The organism is Listeria sp. ILCC797 (assembly GCF_900186185.1).
Lineage (GTDB): Bacteria > Bacillota > Bacilli > Lactobacillales > Listeriaceae > Listeria > Listeria goaensis.
This window is the reverse complement of sequence record NZ_FYBS01000012.1, coordinates 1-13,634: the sequence shown is the minus strand read 5'-3', so window position 1 is coordinate 13,634 and position 13,634 is coordinate 1. Positions and strand designations below refer to the sequence as shown.

The window sequence follows — 13,634 nt, the reverse complement described above, 5'->3', positions numbered from 1 at the left end:
TCCGTTTTTATTGTTGCATATCCTCATAGCACGCGAGTTTGGCTTCGATTTTTTGAAAGGCGAGATCGAGTTCTTGTTGTTTCTTTTCAAGTTCTTTGCGGTGTTCTTTTAAAACGTTGATGCGGTCTTGGACGGTGTAGTTGCCTTTTTTTGTGAGTTCTACGATTTCTTTTTGTTTAGCAAGCGGCATGCCAGTTCGGCGTAAGCAAACAAGCAGGTCTAGCCAGTGCAAGGCTTCCTCATCGAAGACGCGATTATTGTTTTCATCGCGAAGTAAAAACGGGATTAGCCCGACACTCTCGTAGTAGCGAATGGTATGAGCGGATAGTCCGACTTGCTCGGACGCTTCTTTTATGGAAAGGGACATGGGAGGACTCCTTTTTTTACTAAAAGAATAGCACGTGAAAAATTTTTTTGCTAAATATTTGCCTTAAAGTATACTCGAAGGTGTAAGATGAAGTTGAATTTGATTTTAGGAGGCTAAATTTATGAGCTTAAAAGATACTGTAAAACTAGCGAACGGTGTGGAAATGCCGCGTCTTGGCTTTGGCGTTTGGCAAGTGAAAGACGGGGCGGAAGCTGTGAATTCTGTGAAGTGGGCGATTGAAGCCGGCTACATGAGTATTGATACGGCAGCGGCATACCGAAATGAGGAAGGCGTTGGTCAAGCAATTCGTGAGTCTGGCGTGCGGCGTGAGGATTTATTTGTGACGACGAAACTTTGGAATGCGGATCAAGGTTACGAAACGACACTTGCTGCGTTTGAAACGAGCCTTCAAAAACTGGGTCTTGATTATGTGGATTTATATTTGATTCACTGGCCGGTAGAAGGCAAGTTTAATGACACTTGGCGCGCGTTTGAAAAGCTCTATAAAGACGGAAAAGTCCGCGCAATTGGGGTGTGCAATTTCCATGAACATCATTTAGAAACGCTTCTTGAAACGGCCGAAGTTGTGCCAATGGTTAACCAAATTGAACTCCACCCGCTTCTTTCTCAAAAACCACTTCGCGACTTCTGTGCCGAAAAGAATATCGTAGTAGAAGCTTGGTCCCCACTTGGCAGCGGAAAAATCTTAAGCAACCCAGAAATCAAAAAAATCGCTGAAAAATACGGCAAATCCGTGGCACAAGTCATCATTCGTTGGGATTTACAGCACGGCATCGTAACCATTCCAAAATCGGTGCACAAAGAACGTATTGTAGAAAACGCAGATGTGTTTGATTTCGAGTTGACAAAAGAAGACATGCAAGCAGTAGATGCGTTAAACCAAGATGAACGTACGGGTCCAGATCCAGATAATTTTAATTTTTAAATCGTTTTTTATGACACGCCACATTCGGCGTGTTTTTTTCTTGTCAATCCTCAAAATTGCTTTTGTAATTGGGAATGATTATCATAGAATAGAACCTTATTTCAAGTTTACAAGGAGGTAAAACCAATGGACTTCAAACTTTCTACTGAACTTACACAATTAAAAGAAGATGCGCGTCAATTTGCGGATACATATATACGACCGTTTGCTTCTGAATGGGACGAGGGAGCCTATTTCAGTCGCGAACTTTTTCAAAAAATGGGCGAGAAAGGCTATCTTGGCTTGCCATTTGCAAAAGAATACGGCGGGCGGGAGCTAGGGACGCTTGCTTATATGACGGTGGCAGAAGAGATTGCTAGAGCAAGCCTCGGGGTTGCGCTTAGTTATGTGGCGACGGTTTCAATTGGGACGGCGCCGATTGCGATGTACGGCACGGCCGAACAAAAAACAAAATTTTTGCGCCCACTTGCAGAAGGACGCGAGCTTGCGGCCTTCGGTTTAACCGAAAAAAATGCGGGATCTGATGCGGCAGGAGTGGAAACAACGGCGGAGCTCTCGGGCGACTATTTTGTCGTGAATGGCACGAAGCAGTGGATTACGAATGCGAGCTACGCGGCGGTTGTGACGATTGCGGCGATTACGGGGTATAAAGAAGATGGCGGGAAAATTATTTCTTCACTCATTGTACCGATGGATTTGCCGGGGATTACGGTGAGGCGGCCGTATGACAAGATGGGCGTGCGCGCTTCCGATACGGGCGAAATTCGCTTTGAAAACGTGAAAGTGCCTAAAGAAAACCTTTTGGGGGATAAAAACGCTGGAATGAAACAACTTTTAAACGTTTTAAATGGCGGGCGAATTTCAATTGCGGCGATTTCCGTTGGGCTGGCACAAGAAGCTTATGACAAAGCGATTCATCATGCGCAGGTGCGCGAACAATTTGGTGGACCGATTTCGCAGTTTGAGTCCGTCCAATTTAAACTTGCAGACATGGCGGTTGAGACAGAAGCGGCGCGGCTGCTCGTTCAAAAAGCGAGTTTCCTAAAAGATTCTGGTGCAGTTTTTATTAAAGAAGCGGCCTACGCGAAAGTATTTGCTTCGGAAACGGCGACAAGAAATGCAAACCGGGCGCTGCAAATTTTAGGCGGCACAGGTTATATGCGCGATGCTGGCGTTGAACGGCTGTTGCGTGATGCAAAAATTTTAGAAATTGGCGAGGGCACGTCTGAAATTCAGCGCCTCGTCATTGCACGACAACTTTTAAAAGAAGGAGCGAAATAAAATGGAAGAAATTAAAGCAACGATTACAGGCACACTTCATAGTTTTGAAAAACACGCGGGAGACGATGTCACAAAAGGCGAAACAATTGCTCAAATCGAATCGATGAAAATGCTTATTCCAGTTGAGGCACCGAACACAGGAAAGCTGATTGAATGGTCCGTTACGGCGGGGGATTTTGTAAACGAAAACGACGATATCGGAATGCTTGATTAAGATGGCGCTCATTCAAATCGAACGCCCGTCAAAACATATTTTATTGTTTAAAATCAACCGGCCTGAAGCAGCGAACGCATTTTCAAACGAGCTACTCGAAACGTTTGAAGCGGCATTAAATGATTTAGGTGAGGCACGCGTGTTAATCATAACGGGTTCAGGTGCGAAGGCTTTTTCAGCGGGCGCCGATTTAAAAGAGCGAAAGAAGCTCACAGAAGACGAAGTGTGGCCGGCTGTTGCGCGTATCCGTTCCCTCGTCCAGCGTGTATCCGAACTTGAAATTCCCACAATTGCAGCGATTAACGGCGTGGCATTTGGCGGCGGACTCGAACTCGCACTTGCTTGTGATATTCGGGTGGCGCATGTTTCGGCCCAATTAGGCTTAACTGAAACGAGTTTAGGCGTCATTCCAGGCGCATTTGGAACCGTCCATTTAACGCGCATTGTTGGCGAAGCCGCTGCACTCGAAATGATTTTAAGTGCGAAGCGGATTACGGCAGATGAAGCAAAACAAATTGGGCTTGTGACAGGCGTCTCAGATGATGCGCTGCGTGAGGCCACGCAAATTGCGGAAGCTATCTCAAACAATGCGCCACTTGCGGTCAAACGGGCTAAGGAAGTTGTGAATGCTGTGTCTGGGAACTTGACAGAGGCCTTTTTAGCAGAAGAAAAAGCGTACAAATCGCTCATTGCCACGGAGGACCGATTAGAGGGGCTTCGGGCGTTTAGTGAGAAGCGGGCGGCGCGATTTTTAGGGAGGTAGACAGGTGAATTTAGATGATAAAATCCGCTCTGGCGGTGCAGAAAAATACCATGCGGCGGCGAAAGCGAAAGGAAAATTGTTTGTCCGCGAACGCATTGCGCTTTTATTAGATGCGGATAGTGAATTTGTCGAGGACGCTTTATTTGCGAATTCCGAGGCGGACAATTTGCCAGCAGATGGTGTAGTCACAGGACTCGGTCAAGTTGATGGCAGGAAAGTAGCGATTATCGCGAATGATTCTACCGTGAAAGCTGGTTCTTGGGGGACAAAAACGGTTGAAAAAATAATTCGAATGCAAGAAACTGCCGAAAAACTTAGCATACCGCTATTTTACTTAATTGATTCAGCAGGCGCGCGAATTACTGACCAAGTCGAAATGTTCCCGGGAAGACGCGGAGCTGGGCGGATTTTTTATAACCAAGTGCAGTTGGCTGGAAAAATTCCGCAAATTTGTTTGCTGTTCGGACCTTCAGCAGCAGGCGGCGCCTATATTCCGGCGTTTTGCGATGTCGTCGTCATGGTCGAAGAAAACGCCTCAATGTACCTAGGCTCGCCGCGCATGGCCGAAAAAGTCATCGGCGAAAAAGTCACGCTCGAAGAAATGGGCGGCGCACGCATGCACTGCACCGTATCTGGTTGCGGGGACGTACTCGTTTCTTCTGAAAAAGAAGCGCTTTTCTTTGGACGCGACTACCTATCGTATTTAACATACGAAAAAGAAGGCCGCGAAAGCGCGAAAGACCTAACGGGCGTCATTCCCGAAAATGAAAACGCGCCGCTTAATATGTACCGAGTCATTGATGGTTTAATTGATGCGGAATCATTTTGTGAAATTAAAGCGCTGTTTGCCAAGGAAATCATTACGGGCTTTGCGCGCCTGGACGGGAAAACAATTGGGGTGGTGGCGAATCAGTCGCTCGTGAAAGGCGGCGTTTTGTTCCCAGATTCAGCCGACAAGGCGACCAAGTTCATTCAAATTTGTAACGCGTATCGCATTCCACTGCTCTTTTTAGCCGACGTACCCGGTTTTATGATTGGCTCACAAGTTGAAAAGGCAGGCATTATTCGAAACGGCGCCAAAATGATCGCCGCGGTAAGCGAAATCACCGTGCCGCTCATTTCAGTCATCGTCAGAAAAGCTTACGGGGCGGGACTTTACGCGATGGCAGGCCCTGGTTTTAACCCGGATGCGACATTGGCACTTCCGACAGCGCAAATTGCCGTGATGGGCCCAGATGCTGCCGTCAATGCGGTATACGCGGGCAAAATAGCGGAGCTTCCGGATGCTGAAAAGGCTCCTTTTATTCAGGAAAAAATAAAGGAATATGAGGCTGATGTTGATGTGTATAAGCTTTCGTCCGAGATGGTCGTGGACGATATTGTGACACCAGAAAGCTTGCGACAAGCGCTTATTTCAAGGTTTGCATTTTACGAATCAAAGCGCGAGACGAGCGCACATTTTAAAATTTATCCGATGTAGAGGTGGCGCAAAATGTTTGCAGGATACTATAAAAAAACGCGGGAGGAGCGGCTCGCCATTCTTCGCGAATACGCTGGTTTGACGGACGAAGAACTCGCCGCTTTACAGGCAGAAGGCGCGCTCCCGTTCGAAACGGCGAATCACATGATTGAAAATATGATTGGCACCTTTCAAGTTCCACTCGGTCTTGGTTTAAACATGGTGATGAACGGCAAAGAATACGCCGTCCCAATGGCAACCGAAGAACCTTCGGTCATCGCCGCCATGAGTTCCGCTTCCAAATTGATAGCCCGCTCCGGTGGCATGGTTGCCACAAGTTCTGGCCGTCTGATGACAGGACAAATTGCCGTGTACGGTGTGCCCGATTTTGAGCGCGCGAAAATGGCTATCGCAGAACAGCAGGCGACGCTAATTGATGCGGCGAATGCGGCGTATCCTTCGCTTATAAAACGCGGCGGCGGCGCACGGGAAATTGTTGTCCGCGAGATTGAAACGGCGCAGGAAAAACTGCTCGTCGTCCATCTCTATGTGGAAACACGGGAAGCGATGGGGGCGAACATGATTAACACGATGGTCGAGGCGCTTGCACCAGAAATCGAACGCCTAACAAGCGGAACTGCCGAAATGAAAATATTATCGAACTTAACAGACATGGCGACGGCAACCGCCACTTGCACGATTCCCGCAAACCTCCTTTTAAGCAAAAATATGGGTGGTGAAGAGGTGCGTGACCGTATTGTGCGGGCTTTTGCGTTTAGTGATGCGGATATTTACAGGGCGGCGACCCACAACAAAGGCATTATGAACGGCGTAGACGCGATTTTGCTGGCGTTCGGCAATGACGTCCGCAGTATTTCCGCCGCCGCACACGCTTACGCTGCAAAAGACGGGCGCTACAGGCCGATGAGTAGCTGGGCTGTGAACGGAGCGGGCGACTTAGTCGGCGAACTGACACTCCCGATGCCGGTCGCAACGGTTGGCGGCTCCATCGCGATTTCGCCACTTGCTACTTTGGCACAAAAAATCGCCAAGGTGGAAAATGCCGAAGAGCTCGCGATGTTAGCTGTTTCTGTTGGGCTTGCTCAAAATTTAGCCGCCTTAAAAGCCTTAGTGACAGAAGGAATTCAGCGCGGCCACATGTCACTTCAAGCGAAATCAACGGCCATTTCTGCTGGCGCAACTGGCGCCGAAATTGACATGGTGGCTGAAAAAATGCTTGCGGCTGGGCAAATTAATTTGAGCTTTGCGAAAGAAATTATAAAACAAAATGGTGGGACATAAATCTTGGCTGAATATGAAAACCGGGTAGAAAATCGAAAAAATGATTTTCTACCCGGTGGCGCCGATAGGGTATACTTTTTTTGCACTAAACTAGATGCTGATTTTAATCCATTTTGAGTGGGGGCTCGAATGGGCAAAAGGACGATGAATTTTCTTTTAAAATAAAAAAAAATAGTATGGCACAGGAAGAAGGCCATACTGGTAAGAAAAGTGTTGCAGTCTTTAGATAAATGGACATCTTTCATTGAGCAAATGAAAGAAGCAGGATTTGATTGTTCAGAAGACATGTCACAAAAGCTCTCCCCTTTGTTATCTGAACATATTAATTTTGTGGGAAAATATACCTTCTGCTATCATGAAAAACAGAAAGACGGCTCTTTCCGCTCCCTTAATTTTAAAAACCGATAGAGAAGAATGTTCGGCTTTTCCTTCTTACCGTAATTTTCTGTTCACTTGTTTCGTCTACCACATTTAGCCACCATCTTTCTCACTTTGCTACTGCTGAAGTTATTAGACCATAAGGAAGTTAAGAAAACCAAGGGCCAATCAGCTAAGATTATTCGATAAGGCAGAATGATTCACAAACTTTAGGATTTTGTGAATCATCTCTTATAGACGTATAAACATTCAGTTGACATAACCTATCTTAACGGAAGTCAATTTAAAAGCAGAGAGTCTGTCTATTATTATGGATAGACTCTTTTTTTCTATGGAATAATACTGGTCTTTACATCTGAAAAAGTGGGCAAATGTCAATAAGGTAGAAGTAGGGTGTAGAAAAGTTATTATGTTATATATATAAATGGAATGGATAATAATTTTCGGATGAAAATCAACAAAAAGTACTACAAAGCTTAGGAAAATCTAGGGATTATGATATAATATAAATAAGATTTTTCAAAAAAATTTTATGAGGAGCATTGAGATGGATAAAACAAAATATAGAGATATCTTAAAGAGCAGTTCAAACTATACAGAAGAATTTACAAATAAATTAATATCAAATTATGAGAGTTTAATTCCTAATATTGAAAATCATTTAAAATCTATTAGTGGAACGCTACCCAATTTTGACATCCATGACGAATCACATGCTGAGAATGTGTTGGAAAATATGTTAACACTTTCTAACTATTATGAAGAAAATCATTCTAAATTAACTGATATTGAATATTTTTTGATTATTATGTCTGCATATATGCATGACAGTGGTATGGCTTTACCAAAATGGGAATTGACTATCTTTAAAGCAACAGAAGGTGATGGACGTTTTAATTTATATAATGACATAGATCTAAAGATTCATAATGATGGAAAAAAAAGCTACACATATTCAAAGGCCAAAAAATATATACTGGACAATAAAAATCTAATTTATAAAGATTTTAATGAAATTAAAAATTTTATTTTTATCGAAAAAAATGAGGATGAATTTATAAATTCTCTTGTGAAAAACTTAATTAATTATCAAGAGTTTAGAAATGGTTATACACCAGAGTTAAAAAACATCGAGAATGAGCAGCAATATATTAAGAAGAGTGAAGAGATTAGATTTGAGTATATAAGGAGCAATCATCATATTTTTTCAGCAAAAAATTGTGAATTATTAGTAAGCCAGCTAGATCCATATTTTGATGATTTTACTGCAAATAAATTGTGTGATGATCTTTCTAAAATTGTTGAAGGGCATGGATTGGATTTTTCAGAAGTCAAAGAATATAGTTTGCAATCGAATTATTCTAATGAAAATTATGCTAATCCATTTTTTATAACAATGCTCCTTAGATTAGGAGATATTATTCATTTTTCTGCAGATAGGTCACCAAAATCTTTGCTATCTTCAAAACTCATACAAAATTCAACCAGTTTAACTCATTGGAAAGTTAAAGATGGTGTCAGTTGCTGGCTGACTAGATTTAACGAAGAAAATAAAAGAGAAATAGCATATAGCACATATTTTAAAGTGCCTAAGTTATATTATTTTTTCCAAGACTATATGAATTGGATTGATATGGAAATTTCTAATTACAATATATTTTTAAACATTTTAAAAAAAGATGTTAATCTCAATGACTCTTTAATTTATGATTTGAATCTAGCAGATAAGGTTAATAGGAGTGAAGTGCTGTATGATAAAAAGTTGTTCGAGCCCGTAGAAAACCTAAAATTCACTCTGGATCAAAATAAAATTTTGGATCTCCTGATGAGTGTAGGACTATACAAAGACAAGCATTTATGTCTAAGGGAGCTTTATCAAAATTCAATGGATGCATGTAAATGTGCTATTGCAGGGGGTGTCATAGAAAAAGGAATTATAGAATTTGGTATTGAGAATGATAGCAATGGAAGATATCTATATTGCTTAGACAATGGTATGGGAATGACAAAAACAATAATAGAGAACTATTTTTTGAATATCGGCACTTCATATTATACATCTAGACAATTTTATGAAATAAAAGCTAATTGGGGGAAAGATGTAGCAAGTACATCTCAATTTGGCGTAGGAATTCTATCCTGTTTTATGTTAGGTAACGAAATAGAAGTGGTTACTAAAAATCCATATGAAAAAGAAGATAGTATAATTTCTTTTAAAATTGATGGCCCACATGAGAAATTTTATTACAAAAAAAGTGAGGAAATCGATATTGAAAAAATTGGAAATAGTGGTACTTTAATTAAGATTTATTTATCTGATCAAGAAATAAATAATGAGTATTTGGAAGATTTAGATGTGCGATTATTTTTTTCGAAAAGATATAATAGAGGTTCTTATGAAAATTCTCTGAGTACTGAACTGAAAGATAATATATATTTTATATTATTTCATTCGATAAATATTATTCCAAGTGAAATAGATGTTTCAGCCAAATTCAATAATGGGACATCTAAAGCAATTGTTGATAATTTTATATCACTTAAGTTAAATGAAATTCCACAAGAGAAAATCAAGGATATAACGAAACAAGATTATTCTCCTCAATATCAAGATGAATTGCTATACATTCAGGAGAAATGGGAAAAGTGTGATGTTGAAGTGGTAGAAGTTAGTTCTAAAAATATTTATCTAGCAACTGCCATAGTGTATAGTCAAAGTGATGATGAAAAATTAATTAATATAGTCTCATCATATCCATTATTGAACAGAGGACGATTAGTGTCTATGAATGGTGTGATTGTAGAAGAATACAAACAAATCACAGAGAATTTTGATTGGCTTTTTCGACGAGATATCAATAACAATCAACCGTTTATCATAGATTTTAATGGTGAAAATAGGCCTGAACTTTCTGTAGATCGTCGAAGTATTACAGGTTTTTCTGATGATCTTTACGATGAGTTAAAAAATCTAATAGAAAAACTAAAAATTGAAGCGTTTGAAAAAATTAATACAATTATAGAGAAATGTGAAAATAAGGAATTAATGTTAGAAAAATTACTGGACAATATGGAGATTTTTAAACTAGATTGGATAGAACTTTTGGTAAAGAAAAACGAGAATACAAATAATCAACTATTTAAGACTTTAAATAATTATTTACCTGATATAAATAATATATCAGAATTTTTTAAAGCAGGCACAAGTAAAGTTAAATACAATGTATTATTTGAGAAATTGACTATACAGGAGAAAATGGCATATTTAAGCAAAATACTAGATGCTGAAAGCATTATGCTATATGATGACTTTTTAGAAATAACTACCACAAAAGAATTGAAATTTAACAAATACTTATTGGGAAAATCTTATTATCGAGATAGTATTCCTTTTTTCACTTATGCTGATAATTGGGATAGCTATTTTTCAGAATATGATATGGTTACAGGCCTTTATCCAATAGTATCAAAGAATCTATTTCAATTAACTACTTATAATAAAATTGATTTCAATAACAGAATAAAAAAGATAGATACCATTGGTAATGGTTTATCAGGAATGGGTAGTTTACAATCATTTCAACTAATACCAGAAATTGAATCCATAAAATTACCCCGAAGACAATTTGTTCAAAAATCTAGAATATCAGATTTTGATTTTACTAACGCTAATTTTTGGTTATTTGAATTAAATAATTCAGGGGATACAGTCATAGAAGATCATAAAGATTATATCTTAAGAGTATTTATTTCTCCGGGTATTTTGAGTTCAGACGAATTGAAAGAGTTAGAAGGCATCAAAGAAAAGCGTTCGAGTTATTATAAAGGTGTTAGGGAAGGCTGGAGTGTGGCTTTTATTGGTAAAACTGGGAAATTTGTTTATGAATCCGGAAAGCATAGAATCGTTGAATTTTTAAAAAGTTTCTCTAGTTCATTGACAGAAAAAGAAAATATTAACTATTATTTGGTGAGTGAGGAAAAAGTTGATTTGGAATAATAGATTTATATCAATACTCTAGGCGTAAAAAGAAGAATAGCGGAAGCATTCTTCTTTTTCTTTAGGGTGAAAATTACTAATGGTAACTACTATAGCTGAAAAATATCCTAGTAATGTATATTTTATGAAGCTTCAAAATTCAGTGGTTTTTAATTGGCCAATTGAATGGGTAAAAAGAAGTTACTATTTTTTTGTGGAAATGGATATAAAAAACTAATAGAAACCATACTGGTAAAAAAAGGTATCTATAAAAGGGGAGTAAAAATAGATGTCTTTCATTTGATAAACTCAGTATATCGGTTGAGAGATAGGAATCAAATGAAAATGAAATAATAATGTGCGTCATCAGTTAATACAAAATGTCAATTACAGGTATACACATAATTTATTTTGAACCAGATGCTGGCTTCAGGAATAGAGATGTCGAATTAGGGTGAAAAAAATGCGCTGCACAAAAATCGTCGCCAATAGGGTATCCCCTATTGAACAGTTATCGATTTATTGGTATACTTGATTTTGAGAGGTGTTCGATAGAACTGTCCAAAATTATGATTTTGGAAGGAGTCGAACATGGGAAAAATTGGGTATATTCGTGTGAGTTCGAATGAACAAAATATTCATCGTCAAGTCGAACAGCTTTCGCATTGCCAAAAAGTGTATATTGACAAAATGAGTGGCCAGACGAAAAATCGGCCAGAACTTGAAAAGATGTTAGCGTATATTCGAGAAGGTGATTTAGTTGTCGTCACAGAATTGGATCGGCTGGGAAGAAATAATGAAGATTTAACGGAAATTATGGATTCTATCAAAAAACGAGGAGCAACCCTGGAAGTTTTAAACTTACCTCAATTAAATGGCATCCAGGATGAAAATTTACGCTTATTGTTGAATAACTTGATTATGGAGCTATATAAGTATCAGGCAGAGTCTGAACGCAAGCGAATTATCGAGCGGCAGCAACAAGGCATCCGTTTGGCCAAAGAAGCAGGTAAATATAAAGGAAGAAAACCGAAATATACGGAACACAGTGAAAATTTGCAGCATGCGTTTGATTTGTTGAATAAAGGAGCAAGTGAAGCGGAAGCAGCACGAAAAGCTGGAATAAACCGTTCTACTTTTCGGAGATATAAAGAAAAGTATTTATAAATATTTAAGTTGCATAACCTATCTTAGCGAAAGTAGTACAAACAAAAAACGGTCTTATCTTAGAATAAGGCCGTTTTTTCGTTTTCATTTGAAATGTTTTAGGCTGAATAAAAGCGCCATTGTGAAGATGGCGAGATTATTATTTGTAAGATGGAAGTAAAGAAGTTTATAAACCACTCAAAAAAATAAAAATGCCTTGGTCTCGCCAAGAAAATTTCTGCTAATGAGTAAACTCGCAATATCGAAAACATGATGATGGATAAATATGGTATATTATAATTGAAAGAAAAATACATAAGTGGAGTTATTTTTTAATCTAAGTAGAGAAAAGAGGCCTTGTAATGAAAGGGAAAAAAATAGCCATTTCTATAATTGGTGTATCAATTTTACTGGGGGGATGTTCATTTATGGGACAGTCAGATGAAGAAGAAAAGAAAGTAGACGACGGGACAACACCTGTTGCGGAGTATGAAGGGCAAGGGTTTATTTTTGTTGATGGCGATAAGTCTAAAGATATTGTTGAAAAGAATGAAGCAGAAATTAAAAAAAGAGCCATCAAATATATGAAAGATACATATAAAACTGATGTAAAAGTAAATAATGTGGTTCCAGCAAGAGACGCTGCCGTCGTTATGGTTGAAGCAGAAGAACCGATAGAGTTTCATACTTCTGTGATTGTGGGGCTTGATATGCAGAAAAAGGAACTTGATCCGCCAGGAAGCGTTCGTTCTGAAGAAGGAAAAGTGGAATTTGCCATTCAATCTGCTTTATATGAAAAAGCCTATACAAATGAATTTAACAATCTCGATACTTTGACCAATGAAATGGCAGAGAAGTACAGATTGCAAGGTTATAACTCTATCGCATTTGACAAAACTCAATCTGTAGGAGGAGAAAACAAATTTTTCTTTGTGTCGGTAAACAAAGATTTCAATGATGTATTGAATGCTTATCTTGATAATCCCTATATTTCCTCTGAGGAAGTTAAAAAGCTATTTTCAAATTCTGAAGCAACATCAGAAAATATAAACATAGTTTGTCGTTTTTTTAATATTGCTGATGGATTACCAGAACAAAAAACAGTGAATCAAATATCGGATAAAATAAAAGAGACTAAAAATCTTCCTAGCGGAACCTATCTCGTAGACATATACAAGAATTTTATTGTTGATCGTGTTGGTCTGCCGGACGGAGAGTCGACAAGCGCTGATGAATTCCAAAAATAGAAGGAGTTAAAAATATGGTTACGGCATTAAGAAAAACTTCAGATATAGACATTATTGAAATGAGCGGTAAATGGGTATATGATGAACCTTTACGAGGAAGTACCTTAAAAGTGAACGGTAGCGTATTTAAAGTTGAAAAAGGTGTATACAACACAAAATCAGGACTCGACTATATGATTGTGGAAAACACAGAAACAGGCGAAGTTGGTATGATTTTTCAAGGAACTCAAGGGCAAAAAAACGGTGGGCGGGATATCATTACCGATGCCACGCTTCCCGGAAATATTCCCGATGACCAACTAAAAGCGGCGGATAAAGCTTATAAGAAAATGAGTGAAAAATATGCGATTAAATACGTTGGGGGGAACTCTTTAGGAGGCGGGCTTGGGAATTATGTCGCATCAAACAATGATGTGAAAAGTGTGACTTATAATCCTGCGATTTTGCCTGATGGCAAATATTCACAAAAGAATCCTGATATTACCAACTATATGAGCGAGTATGACCCGTTAACACTAGGGGAACGAAGTGCGGGATACTTGAGTCGCTTGCCGG

At 39.1% G+C, this 13,634-nt stretch carries 10 protein-coding genes and 1 pseudogene; 10 read left to right on the top strand and 1 reads right to left on the bottom strand.

Annotated features, from left to right (window positions below; all coding sequences use genetic code 11):
* Positions 1-7 precede the first annotated feature (7 nt).
* A complete protein-coding gene (locus BN1609_RS11665; RefSeq protein WP_088810545.1) occupies positions 8-367 on the bottom strand; it encodes a MerR family transcriptional regulator in 360 nt (119 codons plus the stop codon).
* Between the two features lie 121 nt (positions 368-488).
* Here BN1609_RS11665 and BN1609_RS11660 point away from each other — a divergent pair, with 121 nt between their 5' ends.
* The 10 genes and pseudogenes from BN1609_RS11660 to BN1609_RS13995 form a co-directional block, all read left to right on the top strand.
* On the top strand, positions 489-1,313 hold the full coding sequence (locus BN1609_RS11660) for an aldo/keto reductase (protein WP_088839160.1): 825 nt from the start codon (positions 489-491) through the stop codon (positions 1,311-1,313).
* A 126-nt stretch (positions 1,314-1,439) separates the two neighbouring features.
* Entirely contained in the window at positions 1,440-2,594 is a 1,155-nt protein-coding gene (locus BN1609_RS11655; protein ID WP_088810543.1) for an acyl-CoA dehydrogenase family protein, read from the top strand.
* Between the two features lies 1 nt (position 2,595).
* Positions 2,596-2,808 carry an acetyl-CoA carboxylase biotin carboxyl carrier protein subunit gene (locus BN1609_RS11650; protein ID WP_088815548.1) on the top strand — a complete coding sequence of 71 codons (213 nt, stop codon included), beginning with the start codon at positions 2,596-2,598 and terminating at the stop codon, positions 2,806-2,808.
* A 1-nt stretch (position 2,809) separates the two neighbouring features.
* On the top strand, positions 2,810-3,571 hold the full coding sequence (locus BN1609_RS11645; RefSeq protein WP_088840881.1) for an enoyl-CoA hydratase-related protein: 762 nt from the start codon (positions 2,810-2,812) through the stop codon (positions 3,569-3,571).
* Positions 3,572-3,575: 4 nt separating this feature from the next.
* Positions 3,576-5,051 (top strand): acyl-CoA carboxylase subunit beta, encoded by a 1,476-nt coding sequence (locus BN1609_RS11640; RefSeq protein WP_088815547.1) that lies wholly within the window; start codon positions 3,576-3,578, stop codon positions 5,049-5,051.
* A 12-nt stretch (positions 5,052-5,063) separates the two neighbouring features.
* A complete protein-coding gene (locus BN1609_RS11635; RefSeq protein WP_088840880.1) occupies positions 5,064-6,332 on the top strand; it encodes a hydroxymethylglutaryl-CoA reductase, degradative in 1,269 nt (422 codons plus the stop codon).
* A gap of 925 nt (positions 6,333-7,257) precedes the next feature.
* On the top strand, positions 7,258-10,707 hold the full coding sequence (locus BN1609_RS11630; protein ID WP_159458333.1) for an ATP-binding protein: 3,450 nt from the start codon (positions 7,258-7,260) through the stop codon (positions 10,705-10,707).
* Between the two features lie 570 nt (positions 10,708-11,277).
* The gene (locus BN1609_RS11625) at positions 11,278-11,853 is read left to right on the top strand and encodes a recombinase family protein (protein ID WP_088840878.1); all 576 of its coding nucleotides are present in this window, start codon (positions 11,278-11,280) and stop codon (positions 11,851-11,853) included.
* Positions 11,854-12,194: 341 nt separating this feature from the next.
* Positions 12,195-13,079, top strand: a complete 885-nt coding sequence (locus BN1609_RS11620) for a DUF1672 family protein (RefSeq protein ID WP_088840877.1) — start codon at positions 12,195-12,197, stop codon at positions 13,077-13,079.
* A gap of 14 nt (positions 13,080-13,093) precedes the next feature.
* A pseudogene (locus BN1609_RS13995) lies at positions 13,094-13,634 on the top strand (SA1320 family protein); the annotation flags it as partial.

Coding starts and splice junctions, on each gene's coding strand:
- BN1609_RS11660 (WP_088839160.1), top strand. CDS start 489: ATGAGCTTAAAAGATACTGTAAAACTAGCGAACGGTGTGGAAATGCCG.
- BN1609_RS11630 (WP_159458333.1), top strand. CDS start 7,258: ATGGATAAAACAAAATATAGAGATATCTTAAAGAGCAGTTCAAACTAT.
- BN1609_RS11645 (WP_088840881.1), top strand. CDS start 2,810: ATGGCGCTCATTCAAATCGAACGCCCGTCAAAACATATTTTATTGTTT.
- BN1609_RS11635 (WP_088840880.1), top strand. CDS start 5,064: ATGTTTGCAGGATACTATAAAAAAACGCGGGAGGAGCGGCTCGCCATT.
- BN1609_RS11655 (WP_088810543.1), top strand. CDS start 1,440: ATGGACTTCAAACTTTCTACTGAACTTACACAATTAAAAGAAGATGCG.
- BN1609_RS11650 (WP_088815548.1), top strand. CDS start 2,596: ATGGAAGAAATTAAAGCAACGATTACAGGCACACTTCATAGTTTTGAA.
- BN1609_RS11665 (WP_088810545.1), bottom strand. CDS start 367: ATGTCCCTTTCCATAAAAGAAGCGTCCGAGCAAGTCGGACTATCCGCT.
- BN1609_RS11620 (WP_088840877.1), top strand. CDS start 12,195: ATGAAAGGGAAAAAAATAGCCATTTCTATAATTGGTGTATCAATTTTA.
- BN1609_RS11625 (WP_088840878.1), top strand. CDS start 11,278: ATGGGAAAAATTGGGTATATTCGTGTGAGTTCGAATGAACAAAATATT.